The organism is Flavobacterium tructae, assembly GCF_002217475.1.
Taxonomy (GTDB): Bacteria; Bacteroidota; Bacteroidia; order Flavobacteriales; family Flavobacteriaceae; genus Flavobacterium; species Flavobacterium tructae.
The window spans coordinates 86,010-106,037 of record NZ_MUHH01000034.1 but is presented as its reverse complement, the minus strand read 5'-3'; the positions used below and the strand labels follow the sequence as shown (position 1 = coordinate 106,037).

General features: G+C 35.8%; 20 protein-coding genes. 15 read left to right on the top strand and 5 right to left on the bottom strand.

Translation table 11 applies throughout. From position 1 onward, the window contains the following. Positions 1–25 precede the first annotated feature (25 nt). The 4 genes from B0A80_RS15830 to purU all read left to right on the top strand — a co-directional run bounded on the left by B0A80_RS15830 (position 26) and on the right by purU (position 3,053). Positions 26–445, top strand: a complete 420-nt coding sequence (locus B0A80_RS15830) for a cytochrome c oxidase assembly factor Coa1 family protein (protein ID WP_089077889.1) — start codon at positions 26–28, stop codon at positions 443–445. Between the two features lie 48 nt (positions 446–493). Further along, positions 494–1,114: a hypothetical protein gene (locus B0A80_RS15825; RefSeq protein WP_089077888.1), complete on the top strand. Its 621-nt coding sequence runs from the start codon at positions 494–496 to the stop codon at positions 1,112–1,114. 271 nt (positions 1,115–1,385) lie between these two features. Beyond that, the gene (locus B0A80_RS15820; RefSeq protein ID WP_089077887.1) at positions 1,386–2,111 is read left to right on the top strand and encodes a DUF4197 domain-containing protein; all 726 of its coding nucleotides are present in this window, start codon (positions 1,386–1,388) and stop codon (positions 2,109–2,111) included. 87 nt (positions 2,112–2,198) lie between these two features. Continuing rightward, positions 2,199–3,053 carry a formyltetrahydrofolate deformylase gene (gene purU / locus B0A80_RS15815; protein ID WP_070906922.1) on the top strand — a complete coding sequence of 285 codons (855 nt, stop codon included), beginning with the start codon at positions 2,199–2,201 and terminating at the stop codon, positions 3,051–3,053. Between the two features lie 164 nt (positions 3,054–3,217). Here the strand turns inward: purU and katG are convergent, their stop codons facing one another. The 4 genes from katG to B0A80_RS15795 all read right to left on the bottom strand — a co-directional run bounded on the left by katG (position 3,218) and on the right by B0A80_RS15795 (position 9,990). Further along, the gene (gene katG, locus B0A80_RS15810; protein ID WP_089077886.1) at positions 3,218–5,422 is read right to left on the bottom strand and encodes a catalase/peroxidase HPI; all 2,205 of its coding nucleotides are present in this window, start codon (positions 5,420–5,422) and stop codon (positions 3,218–3,220) included. 510 nt (positions 5,423–5,932) lie between these two features. After that, complete coding sequence (locus tag B0A80_RS15805; protein ID WP_089077885.1) at positions 5,933–6,733, bottom strand: ABC transporter substrate-binding protein; 801 nt, start codon at positions 6,731–6,733, stop codon at positions 5,933–5,935. A gap of 136 nt (positions 6,734–6,869) precedes the next feature. Next, positions 6,870–7,691 (bottom strand): orotidine-5'-phosphate decarboxylase, encoded by an 822-nt coding sequence (pyrF, locus tag B0A80_RS15800; protein WP_017498554.1) that lies wholly within the window; start codon positions 7,689–7,691, stop codon positions 6,870–6,872. Between the two features lie 115 nt (positions 7,692–7,806). After that, entirely contained in the window at positions 7,807–9,990 is a 2,184-nt protein-coding gene (locus tag B0A80_RS15795) for a DUF5723 family protein (protein WP_089077894.1), read from the bottom strand. A 675-nt stretch (positions 9,991–10,665) separates the two neighbouring features. Here B0A80_RS15795 and B0A80_RS15790 point away from each other — a divergent pair. From B0A80_RS15790 to B0A80_RS15755, 9 genes are all read left to right on the top strand, one after another. Continuing rightward, positions 10,666–11,217 (top strand): helix-turn-helix domain-containing protein, encoded by a 552-nt coding sequence (locus B0A80_RS15790; protein WP_017498551.1) that lies wholly within the window; start codon positions 10,666–10,668, stop codon positions 11,215–11,217. 21 nt (positions 11,218–11,238) lie between these two features. After that, complete coding sequence (locus tag B0A80_RS15785; RefSeq protein WP_017498550.1) at positions 11,239–11,688, top strand: response regulator; 450 nt, start codon at positions 11,239–11,241, stop codon at positions 11,686–11,688. A 10-nt stretch (positions 11,689–11,698) separates the two neighbouring features. Beyond that, a complete protein-coding gene (locus B0A80_RS15780; RefSeq protein ID WP_089077884.1) occupies positions 11,699–13,483 on the top strand; it encodes a sensor histidine kinase in 1,785 nt (594 codons plus the stop codon). 143 nt (positions 13,484–13,626) lie between these two features. Further along, entirely contained in the window at positions 13,627–14,193 is a 567-nt protein-coding gene (locus B0A80_RS15775; RefSeq protein WP_089077883.1) for a DUF4142 domain-containing protein, read from the top strand. A gap of 38 nt (positions 14,194–14,231) precedes the next feature. Further along, positions 14,232–14,873: a porin family protein gene (locus tag B0A80_RS15770; RefSeq protein WP_089077882.1), complete on the top strand. Its 642-nt coding sequence runs from the start codon at positions 14,232–14,234 to the stop codon at positions 14,871–14,873. 35 nt (positions 14,874–14,908) lie between these two features. After that, positions 14,909–15,061, top strand: a complete 153-nt coding sequence (locus tag B0A80_RS20710) for a lmo0937 family membrane protein (RefSeq protein ID WP_123923494.1) — start codon at positions 14,909–14,911, stop codon at positions 15,059–15,061. Between the two features lie 44 nt (positions 15,062–15,105). Further along, on the top strand, positions 15,106–15,390 hold the full coding sequence (locus B0A80_RS15765; RefSeq protein WP_017498545.1) for a YtxH domain-containing protein: 285 nt from the start codon (positions 15,106–15,108) through the stop codon (positions 15,388–15,390). Positions 15,391–15,425: 35 nt separating this feature from the next. Beyond that, positions 15,426–15,818, top strand: coding sequence for a hypothetical protein (locus B0A80_RS15760; protein ID WP_089077881.1), 393 nt, complete (start codon positions 15,426–15,428; stop codon positions 15,816–15,818). Positions 15,819–15,829: 11 nt separating this feature from the next. Further along, complete coding sequence (locus tag B0A80_RS15755) at positions 15,830–16,159, top strand: hypothetical protein (RefSeq protein WP_089077880.1); 330 nt, start codon at positions 15,830–15,832, stop codon at positions 16,157–16,159. 316 nt (positions 16,160–16,475) lie between these two features. Here the strand turns inward: B0A80_RS15755 and prfA are convergent, their stop codons facing one another. Next, the gene (gene prfA, locus B0A80_RS15750; protein ID WP_017498542.1) at positions 16,476–17,552 is read right to left on the bottom strand and encodes a peptide chain release factor 1; all 1,077 of its coding nucleotides are present in this window, start codon (positions 17,550–17,552) and stop codon (positions 16,476–16,478) included. A gap of 507 nt (positions 17,553–18,059) precedes the next feature. Between prfA and B0A80_RS15740 the strand changes: the two genes are divergently transcribed. Both B0A80_RS15740 and B0A80_RS15735 read left to right on the top strand, forming a co-directional pair. Then, positions 18,060–19,130 (top strand): type I restriction endonuclease, encoded by a 1,071-nt coding sequence (locus tag B0A80_RS15740; RefSeq protein ID WP_089077878.1) that lies wholly within the window; start codon positions 18,060–18,062, stop codon positions 19,128–19,130. A gap of 142 nt (positions 19,131–19,272) precedes the next feature. Continuing rightward, the gene (locus tag B0A80_RS15735) at positions 19,273–19,941 is read left to right on the top strand and encodes a hypothetical protein (RefSeq protein ID WP_089077877.1); all 669 of its coding nucleotides are present in this window, start codon (positions 19,273–19,275) and stop codon (positions 19,939–19,941) included. Positions 19,942–20,028 lie beyond the last annotated feature (87 nt).

Here is a 20,028-nt window from a genome sequence, read left to right as displayed (position 1 = left end):
TCAAATCTAAAAATTACCCTTTTTTATGGAAGACGATTATACTGAAGTTAGAAAAAGCTGGTGGGACAGAAACTGGAAATGGTTTGTTCCAACCGGATGTTTAAGTCTTGTGGTGCTGTTTGGTTTGTTTATAGCTGCACTTGTCTTTGGAGTTACCACCATGCTCAAAGAATCTGATTCTTATAAATCTGCCATGAACGAAGCGCAGCATAATGCAATAGTGCTGGAGAAATTGGGCAGTCCTATTGAAGACAACGGAGTTGCCTCAGGTAGTGTTAATTCAAGCAATAGTGTTGAACATTGCAACTTACAAATTCCAATAAGGGGGTCTAAAAGCAGAGGAACTTTATACGTCGTGGGAACCAAAAAAGGAACATGGAAATACGATGAAATGAGTCTTTATGTGGAAGACACTAAAGAAAAAATTGATTTGCTAAAAAAATAAAAAACAAACAAAATACCTTCACCTAAATCCCGTTTACGATACTACATTATGAATCTACGTCCGTTTTTTTTCTTGTTCTTTCTGAGTTTCTATTCCTGTACTTTCTCTCAGACATCTCCATCAAACACTGAAAAACAAAAACAAGAAATCAAAACAACTGCAAATCAGGTTGATTATGTTAAGATACTCTGGCTAGACAAAAAAGGCGTTCTAAAGCTCAATGAAGATTACATCAAAACGCTTACCGATCCACAACGGGCGGCACTTGGATTCACTACTACACGTGTTGGCAATGAGTGTCATTGGGATGGTGACAAAAAAGCCGATGAAAGCAATTTAAAATGTAAATTTCTTTGGGCGCTTAATTTAGGCTATCAATGCTCAGAAACTCATTTAAGTTATCTAAAGCAATGGTTCAAAGAGGATCCGGAAGTTCTAGAGAATTTACAAGGTTGTATCAAAATAGAAAGCTTACCACACTCTAAGCAATTCTTCCTCTGGCTAAAAATGGCTACTACCGAGAATAGCATAAAAATTATCTACTCGGCAGTTGGCATAGGTGGTGATACTAAACTTACCTGGAAATGGACGGAAGCGTCCAGCTATTCTTATACCGATACCGGAATTAAACGAATATCCCGAAAAAATCTTGATGGAGGTTTTTTCTAGAAAAAACACTGAGGCTCTGAAATCCTGAATTACTAAGGTGCTAAGTTTTATTTTCAGAAGAAATATTTTAATTCTAAAAAACTCCCTAGAGTCATTATCCTATTCAAATAAAACCTTTGCGCCTCTATTCCTTAGCACCTTAGTAACTCAGCATCTTAGAACCTCAAAAAAACTGTTAAACCTCCAACAAATTGTTTGTTCTCCGAAAATAAAATTGTGGCTTTATTTTTGAATAAGTAGTATTTTTGAAAACTTATAAAATTATACTTTAATGAAAAAGATTCTACTTCTGTTACTTACACTTACATTTTCTTTCACTTCTAATGCTCAGATACAAAAAACTTTAGATCAGTTATCTCAATTATCGTCAAAGATTAATGGCACCGGAAATGTTGATATTGCCTCGGGATTAAAAGAAGCCCTGAACAAAGGAATTACAAAGCAAGTAAGCAAATTAACCACTGAGGATGGTTTTTATAAAAATGAAGCGGTAAAAATTTTAATGCCGGAAGAACTGCAAAGGGTTGATGCTACCTTACGAAAAATTGGTTTATCCTCTCTTGCCGATGAAGGCATAAAAGCAATGAATCGTGCTGCTGAAGATGCCGTTAAAGAAGCTACACCAATCTTTGTTTCTGCGGTTAAAAACATGTCGTTTACCGATGCCAAAAACATTTTATTGGGGAACGAAAGTGCTGCAACCAGTTATTTACAAAACAGCACTACAACCGCTTTGTACAGCAAATTCAATCCCGTAATCAAAACTTCTTTTGAAAAAGTAGGTGCTGATGTAATCTGGACAAACATAATCAAGAAATACAACACCATTCCATTAGTTCGAAAAGTAAACCCGGATTTGACTGATTATACCACAAATCAGGCTTTAGCAGGTGTTTTTAAAATGATTGCTGTAGAAGAAAAAGACATTCGTACCAACATCAATGCAAGAACATCTCCTTTATTGAAGAAAGTATTTGCTATGCAGGACAAAAAATAGCTTTTGTTGTTAAATTGTTGATTGGTTAATCGCTTAATCGAATTAACCAATCAACGATTAACCGATTAACCAATAACCTAAACCAAAATGCAAAAAATAACCATTCTGATGCACTGCAAGGATCAAAAAGGAATCATTGCCGCAGTGACCACTTTTATTGCTAAAGTCGAAGGAAATATTACCTATATCGATCAGCATGTTGATGTAGAGCAAAATGTCTTTTTTATGCGACTGGAATGTGAGCTCACCAATCAACATGTGAGTGCCGAATCGATAAAAGAAGATTTTTCAAAAACGATTGCAACCGACTTTAATATGTCGTGGGAATTGTACAATCAGGAACACAAACCTAAAATGGCTTTGTTTGTCTCCAAATACGATCATTGTCTGTTTGATATTCTTGGGCGTTACAGTGCTAACGAATTAAATATAGAAATTCCTGTCATCATTAGTAATCATAACGAGTTGCGATCAGTTGCCGAACGATTTAATATTCCGTTTCACTGTGTTCCATTTACAAAAGACAATAAAGAAGAAGGTGAAGCCAAACAAATTGAACTGTTAAAAAAATACCAGATTAACTTCATTGTCCTGGCGCGTTATATGCAGATCGTTACGCCTAAATTGATTTCGCTTTACGAGAATAAAATCATTAATATCCATCATTCGTTTTTACCGGCCTTCCCGGGTGCCAAACCTTATCACTCGGCTTTTAAGCGAGGGGTAAAAATTATTGGAGCAACCAGCCACTACGTGACGGAACAACTGGATGAAGGGCCAATTATTGAACAGGATATTGCGAGAGTTTCACACATACATTCCGTTGAAGATTTTATTATGAAAGGGCGTGATTTAGAACGCATCGTTTTAGCCAGAGCCATAAAATTACATGCCGAAAGAAAAACAATAGTTTACAGTAACAAAACAGTTGTTTTTTCTTAAGTGCAAAGTTGCAAAGGCTCAAAGAAACAAAGATTTTCCTCTTAAATAAACAAACCCGACAGGTTTTAAAAACCTGTCGGGTTAATTTTTTAAAAATATACGTTCAAAACTCAGAACCTTTGTCCCTTTGTCTCTGAGAACCTCAGAAACTTAGAACCTTTATATTAACGTACATCAAATCGGTCCAGATTCATTACTTTAGTCCATGCTGAGACAAAATCTTTAACAAATTTCCCTTTGGCATCACTGCTTGCGTATACCTCAGCTAAAGCACGAAGTTCAGAATTAGAGCCAAATATAAGATCGGCACGGGTTGCTGTCCATTTAACCTCTCCCGTAGTACGATTACGTCCTTCAAAAACTTCACCGGTTTCATCACTGGCTTTCCAGGCCGTTCTTAAATCTAGCAGATTTATGAAGAAATCATTACTTAATGTTTCTTTATTTGCGGTAAACACACCATGTTTAGAACCGTCATAGTTAGCATTCAACACTCTCAAACCTCCCACCAACACTGTCATTTCAGGTACAGATAAGGTTAATAATTGTGCTTTGTCTATTAAAAGTTCTTCGGTAATGGCTCCTGTTTTTGCACTTTTATAGTTTCGGAATCCATCTGCTTTTGGCTCTAATACTTCAAACGAATGTACATCTGTCTGCTCTAAAGTAGCATCACCTCTTCCTTGTGTAAAAGGAACATCAACAGATAAACCGGCATTTGATGCTGCTTTTTCAATAGCAGCAGATCCTCCTAAAACAATTAAATCGGCAATCGATACTGATTTTCCTGAATTAGCAAAATCATTTTGTATGGCTTCTAAAGCAGCCAATACCTTTTTTACTTGTCCACCTCCATTAACTTCCCAGCTAATTTGCGGTTCAAAACGAATACGGGCGCCATTAGCTCCTCCACGTTTATCAGAACCTCGGAATGTAGAAGCTGATGCCCAAGCCGTATTTACCAATTCTGAAATAGAAAGTCCGCTGGAAAGAATTTTATCTTTTAAAGCAGCAATATCATTATAACTCAACTCGCCTTTAGCGGCAGGAATCGGGTCTTGCCAAATTAATATTTCACTTGGAACTTCAGGCCCTAAATAACGGGAAACAGGCCCCAAATCTCTGTGCGTCAGTTTGTACCATGCTCTCGCAAAAGCATCAGCAAATTTGTCGAAATTCTCGAAATAGTCTCTTGAAATTGGTGCGTAAATAGGATCTAATTTCAGTGCCATATCAGCTGTTGTCATCATCGGAGCATGTCGTTTGGCCGGATTGTGAGCATCTTCTACTGTTGTAGCAGCGCTTTCATCTGTTGGTGTCCACTGATGTGCTCCTGCAGGACTTTTGGTTAATTTCCAATCGTACTTAAACAACGTTTCAAAAAAACCATTATCCCAGGTAGTCGGATTTGGTTTCCAGGCTCCTTCAATCCCACTGGTAATAGCATCTCCGCCTACTCCGCTACCAAAACTGCTTTTCCAGCCCATTCCCATTTGTTCTATGCTGGCACCTTCCGGCTCAGCTCCGACTAATGCTGCATCACCGGCACCATGCGCTTTTCCGAATGTATGACCTCCCGCCACTAATGCCACAGTTTCTGCATCATCCATAGCCATTCTTGCAAAAGTCTCTCTAATATCTCTACCGGAACCTAGTGGATCCGGGTTACCATCCGGGCCTTCAGGGTTTACATATATTAATCCCATTTGTACAGCCGCAAGCGGATTCTCCAGATTTCTATCACCGGTATACCTGCTAAATGGTTTATCACTGGTAGCCAACCATTCTATTTCTGAGCCCCAGTTCACATCCTGTTCCGGTTCCCAAACATCTTCCCTTCCACCTGCAAATCCAAAAGTCTTAAATCCCATAGATTCTAAAGCGCAGTTACCTGTTAAGATCATCAAATCGGCCCAGGAGATTTTGTTCCCATACTTCTGTTTGATTGGCCAAAGTAAAAAACGTGCTTTATCTAAATTCCCGTTGTCCGGCCAGCTGTTTAGAGGAGCAAAACGCTGATTCCCCGAACTCGCACCTCCACGACCGTCTGATATACGATACGTTCCCGCGCTGTGCCAAGCCATACGAATAAATAAAGGACCATAATGACCATAATCTGCCGGCCACCAATCCTGCGAATCTTTCATCAGGTCAAAAAGATCTTTTTTAACTGCATTCAGATCTAACGTTTTAAATGCTTCCGCATAGTTAAAATCTTTTTCCATCGGATCCGACAAACTAGAATGCTGACGCAGTATATTTAAATTTAAACGATTTGGCCACCAATCTTTATTAGAGGTTCCTGTACCAGCAGTTTCTTTCATTTGTCCATTATGGAAAGGACATTTACTTTCGTTTGAATCACTCATTGTTTTCTGTTTTTTTTGATTAGAACTAACTGTTTTATATCAAATGCTAATTTTTTTAAGAAATCACACACCCTTGATATCTAACACTTTATCAAATATACAAACTTATCTTTGCGATATTAATAAACAAAATTGATTGTTTTTATATTTTAATAATCAAAAATTATTTAACACTACAGAAAGCTCAAAACGGCACATTAAAGAATCTTAACTTATGTCCAACAAAGTAATAACAAAACCTTAACAGCAAAACATCCATATAAGTTGGATCTTTGTAGTGTAATAAACTGGTTATTTATTATTTTGGTTTTGGTTAGTTAAATGATGCCGGCGTCTTCGAGATGCCGGCATTTTTTTTTGGCTAATTTGTTACCTTTTTTGTTTCAGGTTTCAGGTTTCAAGTTGCTACACTTTGAACATAGTTTAACCGCAAATTTGCTAAAGTTTTTGCGCCAAAATATACGCTCCAACAACTTGAAACAAAGAAAACCTGAAACTTGAAACCTGAAACTAATTTCTAAGTCTTTCGTGCAGTAATTTGAAGTATGGAAAAGCTTTTAACAATCGGCTTCCGTGCCAGGAGAACATTTCGCCATCGACGAAAATAGTTTTGGCATGATGGGTAAAACGTCCTATTTCAAAAGCATCTTCTTCTTTGAACGGATAAGGTTCTGAAGAAAGAAAAACCAAATCAGGATCGCCTTCCAGACGCATTTTTCTGAGTTCAATTTCCGGATAGCGGCCTTTATCACCGTAGATATTCTGAAAGTGATTGAGTTTTAATAACTCATTAATATAGGTATCATTTCCTGCTACCATATAAGGGTTCTTCCAAATAAAGTAAGCCGTTTTTTTCTCAGGAATGTCCTGAACGTATTTTTTAAAATCGTCTAAAGCGAAGAGCAGTTTATTGTTCCATTTCTGAGCTTCGGTTCTGCAATTGAAAAGCTGTCCGAAATCAGAAATCATTTGAAAATTATCCTCAATTGAAACAATATTGGTCACCCAAACCGGACAAATAGTACTTAACTGCGCTACAATCTCGGGCGTATTTTCTTCCTTGTTACAAATGATAATATCGGGTTGGAGTAGTTTTATTTTTTCAAAATGAATCTTCTTCGTTCCTCCAACCATTTTTTTAGTTGACTTAAAATGATACGGATGCACGCAGAACTTTGTTATCCCCACTATTTTTTCTTCTAAACCTAAATCGTATAGCAATTCAGTTTGAGAAGGAACTAACGAAATAATTCGTTTTGGAGCTGTTTCGAAAGTATGTAAGGTACCAAGCTGATCTTGTAACTGTTTCATGTTTATTTTGTTTCAGGTTTCAAGTTCTTTAACCGCAAAGTTCGCAAAGGATTACGCTGTGAACGCAAAGCTTTTTTTTTGCGAACCTTGCGAAAAACCTTTGCGAACTTTGCGGTTAATCTATTTATAAAGTTATTTAAACCTTAGAGTTAATAATCTCTTCCATTTCTTTTTGAACTTTCAGAGCTTCTTCTCTTGCTTTTTCAGCAAAGTCTGTTCCTTTTGAAGCATAGATAATGGCTCTCGCTGAATTGACCAATAAACCTACTTTATCATTCATTCCGTATTTGCAAACTTCAGATAAACTTCCGCCCTGGGCTCCAATTCCCGGTACCAGTAAGAAATTATCCGGGACAATTTTCCTGATTTCAGTAAAGTATTCCGCTTTTGTAGCGCCTACCACATACATAAGGTTGTGACTGTTTTTCCAGGTTTTAGACGTTTCCAAAACTTGTTTGTATAATTCTTTTCCGTTAACGTTTAACGTCTGAAAATCAAATGCTCCTTCGTTTGAAGTCAAAGCCAGCATAATCGTATGTTTGTTTTCAAAAGCCAGGAAAGGCTCTACCGAATCTTTCCCCATATAAGGAGCAACGGTTACACTGTCGAAATTCAAATCTTCAAAAAAAGCTTTGGCATACATGCTTGATGTATTACCTATATCACCACGTTTTGCATCGGCAATGGTAAACATTTCCGGAAAATTCTCGTTGATGTAGTTTATGGTTTTCTGAAGTGAAAGCCATCCTTTTAATCCGTAAGCCTCAAAAAAAGCAGTGTTCGGCTTATAGCCTACCGCTAAATCGTGCGTTGCATCAATTATTGCTTTATTGAACTCAAAAATTGGATCTTCGGTTTCTAATAAATGTGGCGGGATTTTAGTCAGATCAGGATCTAATCCAACGCATAAAAATGATTTTTTTAAAAGAATTTGTTCGTGTAGTTGTTGTGTTGTCATTCTTGATTTTTTAGTTCTCCAAACAGAGTAGAAATAATTCTATTTTAGAAGTATGCAAAAATAAAAAAAGCCATTCAATTACGAATGGCTTTTTGGTTTTATATTCTGTTTAGGCTTACAAATTACCTAAATATACAATTTCTGTTCTTCTGTTTTCTGCTCTTCCTTTAGCCGTTTTATTAGACTGAACCGGTTTTGCAGATCCAAATCCTTGTGAACTTAAGTTAGCCGGATTTACTCCTTTTTCAATCAAAGCATCCATTACTACTTTTGCTCTTGCCTCAGATAATTTCTTGTTGGCTTTTGGATTTCCTATGTTATCTGTATGTCCGTTGATTGCAAACTTAGCATTTGGATAGTTCTTCAGAATCTCTTTGATCGCATCTAATCTACCTGAAGTTTCTCCTTTTCTGGCATCACTTAAAGTTGCTTTTCCGGTTGTAAAGAAGATAGACTTCGCCTCTACTTTCAATTGTGCTAATGTTTCTTTTGTAACTTTAGGACAACCATTATTTTCTGCAGGACCATATACTAACGGACAAGCGTCATCTTTATCTAAAACTCCATCTTTATCAGCATCTAAAACAGGGCATCCTTTATTTTCTGCAGGACCAGCAACATCCGGACAAGCATCGTCTTTGTCTAAAACACCATCTTTGTCAGTATCCGGCCAAGGACAACCTTTGTTTTCTACCGGACCGGCAACTGCAGGACAAGCATCTACATTGTCTAATAAAGTATCTCCATCACTATCTTTCCAAGGGCATCCCTTATTTTCTGCAGGACCTGCAACACTTGGGCAAACATCATCTTTATCAAAAACTTTGTCTCCATCTGTATCCGGCCATGGACAACCGTTATTTTCTTCCGGACCTGCTACTTTTCGGCAAGAGTCTTCTTTATCAATTACTCCGTCTTCATCCGTATCTTTGAATTTCTTCTGATAAACCGGAATTTTTACCCCAAGATGAAAATCAACCGCTTTGGATTCTTTTGAAACCAGATTCGTCAAAACAGAACCTGAACCAATAAAGAAAGCTCCTAAACGAATTCCTGATCCTACCTGCATTCCGCTGTATTCCATCCAGGTCATCGGTACATAAAAGCTAAACCATCTGCTTTCGTAACGAGGCGTTAAACTCACACGATTGGCAATACTGCTTCCGTTTAATTTAGAGTCGCTCACCATACTGATATCTCCATTTAAATTTAAATAGAATTTTCTGTACATGTTCCAATCTACATCAGCGTGAATTGCTGTTGGTAAACTGGTTCTAACTCCTTTTGAAGTCGAAACTTTTGTATAATGCTCGTTTAGAAAATCATATAAGTTATCAGCATCGTTGATCATTTTCTCTGTTACCACTCCGGTAACATTATAGGTATCTAATTTTGAGTTCTTGTAATTGATCGAACCAATATCGGTAACCGAAAGACCAAAACGTACTTTGTATTTGTTCAAATCACGAAAGTTATTGTCGGCTCTAGTTGCCTTGTTTAAATCGTACTTTTTGTATTCAGGTCTCCATTCATAAACAAGTCCGAAATCAAAACCGAAACCATTTGAATTCGCGTCAAATTTGTAGTCTTTATTAGCATCAAAGTCCTGGCTTGCTCCTACAGTTACTTCTCCTTCAGAAAAAAGCGTGCTGGCTCTCGGATTGGCTTTGTTCTCCACAAATGCAACTTTCACACCTCTGCCCTGAGTATAACCGTTTACACCACCCTGAAGATATTTTGCTGTTAAACCTCCTTTTAAGAAATGTTGATCGTTCTGCCATAAAACTGCAGCATACGAAACACCAAGCTCTCCCCATGAATGCGAAACTGCATTTGGATTGCCTAAGTTGAAATTAAAGTTACTGGCATGATCTAAACCATCTTTCACTTCATTTACAAGGCTACCATTAACATTATAAGCATTAGTGACAGATCTGGCTCTTGTAAAAACAGCGATTGTATGTTTTGGAGCAATATTAAACATGAATGAAGGCCCCATGATATCAAAATTAACCAAACCATTGTTGGAGTTAGCTGGTGTCATGATCGACTGCTTGTCAAAATCATATCCTTTTTTATACACGTCAAAAAGGCGAACACCATACAGATCATTTGCTACTGTCCCACTGACTGAAAACAGATTAATATCGGTTTTAAAACGAGAATCGGCGATAGAAGCCGGATTAAAAAGAACGCTTTGAACCCCTGCATAATTATCATGCGTATATCCCAAATAAGACTGAGATTTGGCTGAAAAAGTAATCGCAATAAGTAATAAACTGAGTAAAGTTTTTTTCATTAAAATTTGTTTTGTTTTAGGTAAATTCGGCGGCAAAACTACACTATTTGAATTACAAACAGGTTACGTAAACATTGAATTCCTGTAACTTTTTTAACATTTTTTTCACATGAATCTAAAGACTCTCTTTCTGCTTTTCATAAGTACCCTTTAATCAAATAATTATAACAGTATAAATTAAATTTCTTTATCACCTTTAAAAGTGTAAAATGTGAATTATGCAACACTTCTTTAAATAGATATAACAGAAAAAAGGCAAATAATTCGCAATTTTACATTACTATTACTGCTTAATCATTTTGCAGTAATAGCATAAAAGCGGAATGAGTTTTAAAAGGAATACTGAAGCAAAATACGCAACTCTGAAGCATGATGATTTGATGTTTGCCGGAGCTAAAATGGATAGTAAACTTTAGCAAAAGCAGGGAAAAGCAGAAGAAGAAGAATTTCATCAGATCCGTTCAGATTTGTAACCCTTTCTGACTCAATCGGAATACCGTCTAGTATAAATATTAGACGGTATTTTTTTATACTAAAAACGATGTTTTGATGTGTCGGATATTATTTTTCCGGATTACACCCAACGAGTTAGTTTAAATATTTAGTAAATTTCTAACAATTGTTAAACGATATAACCAAAATTAAATTAAGTATCTTTAACCAAATTTTCATTAAATGAAACTATTTATAAAGTTCGACATTAACACCATTTGTTCGCTTTTTTTAAAACACAATCTGGACCAGCACAATGTAAGCTTTACCACTTTGGGTTTTGGTGAAATTGAGCTCAATAACAACCTTGACGCTGAGGCACTCGAGGCTTTAAAAGAGAAACTGAGCCCTTGTGGTTTTGAAGTGGTAGAAAACCAAAAAAGTGTTTTGGTACAGAAAATAAAGGATGCTATTATTGAACTTGTCTTTATGGAGGACAGTAACAATTACAAAAGTTCTGTGTTTTTGGCCGAAAAACTCAATCATAGCTATGGGTATCTATCGAATGTATTTTCGGAAGTAACCTATTCGTCTATCGAGAATTTTATTATTTTACAAAAAATTGAAAGAGCAAAACAATTAATTATTATCAACGAAATGAGCCTGACCGAAATTGCTTTTTTACTCAACTACTCCAGTGTAGCACACCTGAGTACACAGTTTAAAAACACCACCGGAATTACGCCATCGGCTTTTCAGCGAATTATTAAGAAACGAAGAGAGAATTTAAAATAAAATACAAATACCTATATTAAAATGCAAAAAAACGCATTACACATTTTATTGGCTGACGATGATGAGGACGATCGCCTTTTTTTTAAAGATGCTTTTGAAGAGATAAAGATTCAGACTAAAGTAGAATTTGCGCATGACGGAATGCAATTAATGGACCATTTGATGAATCCTGACAATGCTTTACCTGATATTTTATTTCTGGATTTGAACATGCCGAAAAAAACCGGAAAAGAATGCCTGATCGAGATTAAAAAAACAGAGCGTTTAAAAGATATTATCATTGCAATCTACTCTACTTCTTCTTCTGAAGAAGACATTGAAGATACTTTTATTCAGGGCGCCAATATTTACATTAAAAAACCAAGTGATTTTAACAATCTGAAAAAAATAATTAATGAAGTCGTTACTGTAAACTGGCACTATCATACCTCAGGGTTAAATCGTGATAATTTTCTGTTGCGACTAAAATAGTAGGAAATCAATGAAGTGGATCCCAAATTTTAATTCCTCAAACTCACTGAGAGTTATTTTTGTAATCGCAGTTTTCATTCTGTTATTTCTTTCTTCTATTGCTCACAAGCACAATCAGGACCTGAATGAGTCCAGTAAGCTGGTGATGCATACGTATGAAATTAACATTCAGTTAGAACGGTTAATGTCGGCTATTAAGGATGCCGAAACGGGACAGCGCGGCTATATCATCACCCGCAATGCCCGTTTCCTGACTCCTTACATTTATTCGCGCGACAAGGTAAACACTTCGTTCATTAATTTAAAAAAGTTAACAAAAGACAATCCGCGACAGCAGAAAAATCTTCAAAACTTATTCAAGCTCATCATTCAGCGTTTTGTTTCGTTTGAAAATTGCCTTAAATACAGCGATCCCAAAACCTACGATAAACGAAAACTCGACAATCATTTGTTTGGCGGACGAATTTTGATGGAAAACATTCGTTTTAAAGTAGACGAAATGAATGATATCGAAAAAACTGATTTGGCCAAAAGACTAAAAATCTACGATGCCGAAATTTCCCTGAGTCCGCTTTTTTCTATTTCACTGTTTCTGGTTGCTTTAAGCTTTATTCTATTGGCTTACCGACAAATTAGTCGTGATTTCGAACGTCTGAAAGTCTTCAACAAGCAGCTTTTAATCTCCGGAAAACTGATGGCTGAATCTGAAGCTATTGGTAAATTCAGTACCTGGCAATGGGATTTAGACACCAACAAAATAGACTATTCCGACAATCAATATCGCTTGCTGGGCTACGAACCTAATGCTTTTGTTCCCGAAAAAGGCACCTTTTTAAACTTTGTTCATCCGGATGATAAAGAAATAGTAGCGAAGTCGATGAAAGGAATCCTAAACTATAAACAACTGCCTTTTGTTTATTATAAAATTGTACTTCCTACCCAAGAAGTAAGACATTTTAAAACAACAGGGAAATTATTGACTGACGAACAGGGAAGTAAAATTTTGCTGGGAATCAACTTTGATATTACCGACGAGCACTTACTCAACATAGAACTTCAGGCACGAAACGTCGAACTCGAAAACAGTAATAAAGAACTGGCTTCTTTCAACCATGTTGCGAGTCACGATTTACAGGAACCTCTTCGAAAAATTCAGACTTTTATTTCCCGAATTTCAGATGCCGACAAAGCTGTTATGTCTCAAAATGCCAATGATTATATTGCTAAAATTGAGATTTCGGCCAAAAGAATGCGTGTTTTAATTGATGATTTATTGTTGTTTTCAAGAACAAATACCACCAAAAAAGAATTCATTAAATCAAATTTAAATGAATTACTTAAAAATGCCGAAGCTGAATTAACCGAAATGATCGACGAGAAAAAAGCGGTTATTACGTCTACAAAATTACCTAAACTGGCCGTCATTCCGTATCAAATCGAACAGCTTTTTATCAATCTCATCGGGAATTCTTTAAAATACAACCGTCCGAATGTTGCTCCCGAAATTACCATTGAAAGTCAAAAAGTATTTTCGGTAGATTATCGCGAACTATTGGATCCGAATGTAAAAAAATACCATAAAATAACTTTTACAGATAACGGAATGGGCTTTGACCCTCAGTTTAAGGAAACTATTTTTGTACTATTTCAGCGTCTTCATTCTAAAACAGATTATCCCGGAACAGGAATTGGTCTGGCCATTTGCAAAAAAATTGTAGACAATCACAAAGGATATATCATGGCCGACAGTCAACCTGACCAGGGTTCAATATTTACGATTTTTCTTCCGGATTAACCCCTCAAAAAAATCTTTAAAAACCACATAACAAACGTTATATAAATCTTTTATGGGAATTATATAACGTTTCTTTTTTTTGGTGTAAAGCAAAATCCTCCATTCGTTGCCATCTTTGTAAAGTAATACTTTATGAAGTAATAATGAAAGCAATTCCCCGAGTAAAAGCATTTTTTTTAAGAACAATATTCCTATTGTGTGTACTAGTTTTTGTTTCGTCCTGTAAAAAAAACTACCCAGTAGCAACTTCTTTAAAAAATGAGGCTTTTACCAAAAATGAAAAAGAAGAAATTGAAGCCTTTTTTTTTATCGCAGCGGCAAATGCAAGTCAAACCATTATTTCTAAAAGTCAAATTGCACAACAAAAAAGTTCTGACAACAACATACTGGAAGTAAGCAAACAAATCGAAATCAATCAAAATCAGCTGTTACAGGAGATCACAACTCTGGCCAATAAAAAGTTGATCATTATTACCGAAATCAATGCCACTCACAAGCGGGATTTATACGATTTAATCGATGCCAACGAAACCAATTTCAATGCGGCTTATCTGAATTCTATGAATGCCTCTTTAGAAGAAGAGATCAGATTGCTCGAATCGATTTCAAAGGAAACGAACGATCAGATTATTTTAGAAATGGTACTGCAATACCTGCCAAAACAATATGAGTTTGTCAGAGAAATTCAAAAATCAAGAATAGTAATCTAAACGCCTGTATACGCTATTATTAACTAAACTATCTAACTATGAAAATGTACCCAAATTTTTTATGCGCCTTAACCCTTTTCTTAACAGCATCATTTGGAATGCTGCACGCTCAGAACAATAATGTAAATCCTGAGTATGGAATCAAAGGAGGGTTCAACATGTCGAATTTGTACTCTAGTGATGCCAATGACGAAAACATATTATACGGTTTCAATGCCGGTCTTTACGCCACTTTACCCATCTCTGATTTCATTGCCATTCAGCCTGAAATCCTATTCACTACAAAAGGAGCCAAACTGGAATACAATAACGCTCTTGCCAGCGGAGAATCAAAATTCAGACTCAACTACATCGAAGTTCCTTTATTGGTTAGAGTAAATATCACCAGAAACTTTAACGTTCATGCCGGTGGTTATGCCTCTTATTTGGTAAGCTCAAAAGTAACCGGCAGGGGAGATTTTAACTTCGAACAAGAAATTGACACCAATGACCTGAACAAGTTTGACGCCGGTTTATCTGCGGGAGTTGGAGTCGATTTTGACCCAATAAGCATCGGATTACGTTACAACTACGGGCTAACTACTATTGGAAAAGAAAGAACGGTAGCCGGAACAACCTATACTTTTCCGGATGCCAAAAACAGCAACCTTACTTTATACCTTTCGTATAAATTAAACTAAGAAAACGATTCAATTAAACCTAAATACAAAAAATCATGTCAAATCTACTATACACAATCGCGTTGGTACTGGTCATTCTTTGGGCATTGGGCTTTTTTGTTTACAGCCTTGGAAGTATCATTCATATTTTATTGGTCATTGCAGTTATTGCCATATTATTGAGGCTCATTAAAGGCCGTGAAATTTAATAAACACTATTAAGCACTATATATTAATTACTAAATCGAATATTATGAAAACGAGCACCACAATTTTAGGAATATTAGGAGCCGCAGCAGCGGGAGCAGTTTTAGGAGTTTTATTTGCACCGGACAAAGGATCAAATACCAGAAAAAAAATATCAGACAAGTCTAAAGATTACGGAGATAATATAAAAACCAAATTTGACGGAATCGTTAGTACTATTAAGTCAAACGGGAAAGAAATTATCGAAGAGGGAAAGGCAAAATTCAGCCAGGCAAAAGAGGACTTCAACACCCTTAAGGACGAAGCCAAAGCGGTAAAATCGAACTATTAAAAGGTGAAATTTAAATCCTAAACACCCCCTTTATTATGGAATCAAATGCAACAACAAACGAGAACTTAAATCTTTACGAGAAAGCAGAGAACTATACCAAAACGAGTTTAGAATTAATTAAACTCAAAACGGTATCAGCATCGGCAGATGTTTTATCAACATTGACCTCCAGGATCGCAGTTGGCGCTGTTGTTGCATTTTTTACTTTGTTCCTTAATATTGGAATCAGTTTATGGATTGGAAAAAAACTTGGAGAAAGCTATTACGGTTTTTTTATACTGGCCCTGTTTTACTTAATTGTTGCCATTGTACTGCACAAATCGCATCACAAGCTTATTAAAACCCCTATCGGAAACATGATTGTTTCGAGCATTTTAAAAGAAACGAAACAAGAAGTTCCTTGTGATTCAGGTCAATCAAAAAACTAAAAAAGACTGTCATGGAAACTATTTACACCCTTGATTCACTAGACCGAAAAATTCAGCTTTTAGAACACCAACAAAATGCCGAGTGGTGCGCCATTAAAGACGAAATCGATGAAATTAACGAGCATTTAAAACCTCTTAACCTGATTCGTAGCACCGTTGAAGAAATCAACGAAACAGTTGGATTTAAGAGCGATCTCGCACAGTCGGCTATTAGTATCGGAATTGGTTATCTGGTCAAAAGATTTGTCGTTGGCAAAAGCACCTCGACTTTCAAAAACATCTTCGGGTCTGTGTTACAGCTTTTTGTGACCAATGTGGTTTCGAAATCGGGGAATTCCTAAGATACTGAGGTTCTGAGATGCTAAGATTCTAAGATCTGTGACCTATATTTTAGGTTCAAAGGGACAAAGGTTTTTTGGATGTGTTTACATCCTTCACGAAAAATGCTGAGAGACTTAGAAAACCTAATTTTCTGCTAAATCCCACAAATTATTTCATTTTACAGCAACAATTTTCAAGCTGTAATCCATATAAACAATAAAAAAAGGAGTGTTTCAAAAACAATGAAACACTCCTTTTTTATATATCTATTTTCAGAAACCTTTATATCTCTGCACCTAAAACCTTAGAAACTTAGCGTCTCAGAATCTTAGTATCTTAGAACACCTCCGACGCTTCCTTCAATTTCTCCATATTGTTTACCAATTGAAGCTCGGCAACAATTTTCTGAATATCACCATTCATGATGTTTCCTAAATCGTATAATGTTAGTCCCACACGATGATCGGTTACACGACCTTGTGCGTAGTTGTACGTACGAATCTTAGCCGAACGGTCACCCGAACTTACCTGAGAACTACGTTTTGTAGCGTCTTCCTCTTGTTTTTTAGCCAATTCCATTTCGTACAAACGAGAACGTAAAACTGTTAACGCTTTGTCTTTATTTTTATGCTGTGATTTCTGATCCTGACATTGCGCCACCAATCCTGTAGGAATGTGCGTTAAACGTACCGCCGATTTCGTCGTATTTACCGACTGTCCTCCAGGTCCTGACGAACAGAAGAAATCTACACGAACATCGTTCATATCAATCTGTACATCAAACTCTTCCGCTTCCGGTAAAACCATTACCGTTGCTGCCGAAGTATGCACACGACCTTGAGTTTCGGTTTGCGGAACACGCTGTACACGGTGCACACCTGCTTCAAATTTCAGGGTCCCGTATACATCTTCTCCGGTAACTTCAAAAATAACCTCTTTGAAACCTCCCGAAGTACCTTCGTTCATATCCACCACAGAAGTTCTCCAACCTTGTGACTCACAGTATTTCGTATACATTCTGAATAAATCCCCTGCAAAAATACTCGCTTCGTCCCCACCCGTTCCGGCGCGGATCTCCACCATGACATTTTTAGCATCTTCAGGATCTTTAGGAATCAACATAAATTTGATTTCCTCCTCCAGTTGCGGCAAGCGTTCTTTTGCTTCGTCCAATTGCATTTTGGCCATTTCAACCATATCTGCATCGCTTCCGTCAGCAATAATTTCGTTTGCTTCGTCAATATTCGCTAAAACAAGAATGTATTCTTCTCTTTTTTCAACCAAAGCTTTGATGCTTTTATATTCCTGGTTGAGTTGCACATAACGCTTTTGATCAGCAATAACATCCGGCTGAATAATCAAATCCGAAATCTCATCAAAACGCTGCTTTACATATTGAAGTCTATCTAACATTTTCTAATTCCTTTTATTGGACCGCAAAATTACAAAATTTTTACCGAAAATTCTAGTGTTGTTTTCTTGTGTTTTTTCAGATCGAAATTTAGCGGAATTAGGATGGTTTTTAGGAGCTTGTTCCTGCTATCCGCTATATCTTTTTAGGCAGAACTTTTACGGTTTAATTTTAGAAATTTTCGTTTGCCTAAAAAGGATGCCGCTGCTATCAGGGCTAGGGGTTTTATGTTTTTTGATTAGCTTTTATGGATTTCCGTAATATCAGTTACTTAGAACAATTTACTTTTATCAAAAATCAGGTGTTTTTACGTGGTGGCAAATTAAAATTAAAAACGATGTTTGTTTTTAGAGAGTTAATTCATGCTTTTAATTTATGCCTGAAACAGTTAAAACTAAAATTTCTCAAACAAAGAGAAACAAATAGTGCGATAAGTTGAAATATGATAATACCTATTGCAAGAATATCGCTAAAAAATATAAGTTCAAAACATATAAATATCAATACCAATGGAAGATTTAAAATTAAAATTGCAACAATTACATCAAAGAGTTGACTCTTTAAAGGATCAGATAAATACTGAGGAAGCCACAAAAAATGCTTTTGTAATGCCTTTTATACAAATTCTTGGTTATGATATTTTTAATCCGACAGAAGTAATTCCTGAGTTCATCTGTGATATTGGAACTAAAAAAGGAGAAAAAATAGATTACGTAATTAAAAAAAATGGTGAGCCAATTTTAATCATTGAATGCAAAAACTGGAAAGAAAATGTTGACGCTCATAATTCTCAGCTTCATAGATATTATCATCTTTCAAAATCACGTTTTGGTGTACTCACAAACGGGCATATTTATAACTTTTATGCAGATTTAGAGAAACCAAACATAATGGATGAAAAACCATTCTTTACTTTAGATATATCAAACCTGAAAGATACAAGTTTACAAATTTTAGAGAACTTCTCTAAAAACGGATATAATCTTGAAGAAATTTTGGATTCCGCAGAAGCTTTAAAATATATAAAAGCAATCAGAGCTGAATTTGAAAGAGAAATACAAGACCCTTCTGACGAAATAGTTCGTCTTTTAGTCAACAGATTTTTCAACAAGCCATTGACAGCACCTAGAATGGTAACCTTCAAAGAGTATACTAAAAAAGCCATTTCTAATTCAATAAATGAATCAATACATTTTCGTTTAAAAAATGCTTTAAACATAACTGACAACGTCCCTTCAAAAACAACTGAACAAATTACCGCAATTGATGATAATGCTGAAACACCAAAATTTATAACAACCGAAGAAGAAATTGAAGGCTCTCAAATAATCAAAGCCATTATAAGAGAGATTTTACCTGCTTCAAGGATCGCATTTAGAGATACACAGTCTTATTTTGGTATTTTACTAGATGATAACAATCGAAAACCTATTTGTCGTTTACATTTTAATTCATCAAATAAATACATTGAACTTTTCAACAATGGAAAAGATAATGGAGAGAAAAAGCTTATTTCCTCTTTAGATGATATTTATAACTATAAAACTGAATTGTTAACAACAATAAAAAACTATGACTAAAATTTGAAACATATCATGCAAATGATAGTCCCTTCCCCCGCTAGCGCTAGCATCTCACACGTAAACGCAATTCAAATAAAGTCTAACAATGAAAATAGTCACAAGCGGAACCCACACTCTAACAGATTAAAAAGATAAAAATATGCACGTAGTAAAAAATTATGACGAGTTAAAAGAAGTAGTTGGATATTCTTTTGAGCGTGAAAAGAATAATTCAAAAATCGTTGGGTTATTATTTGCACAACAGGACAGCTTCACTGAAGATGAAATTTTAAAAAAATTTGATTATTATAATAATCGTTCCGAAGAAACAATTGACTTTTTTTGTGCTGGCTATCAACCTCAAATACTTGAACCTACTCTCCCTGTTGCTACTACAGTTGATGGAGAAGCTTGGACATTTGATCCAAAAATATTTAATCAATTAAGGATTCAAACTGAGGAAGCAACAAATTGGGAATACTCCGGAAGTGTCGAATTAGTTTTATTCAATGCATATTTAGACGATTCAGACAATAAAGTTAAACTTGATTTTTCAGATGCAATTTCAATTGATTTATTAAAAGCAAAAAATGAAGATTTAATAAATAGTGTCAGCGAAATATTTGAAAGAATCTTTAAAATTTCTGAGACGCTAACAACTGATAATCCAACCAAAGAAATGAGTTTAAAATTAATAGGAAACACTGGCAGAAAATCTTTCGTCAATATACTTTTCAATCTTTTACCAGAAGCAATTAGAAAAGATACTAAGAAAGTCTATTTATATGGAACAAGTAATTATGGTAAATACCCCCCTGTCTCGTCCTGAAAAAAGTTTACATATTTAGACTTAATCCTAAAATAGATTTACATCTATATTTTAGCTCTCCATTTTAGAAAATCAGGTATTTTTACT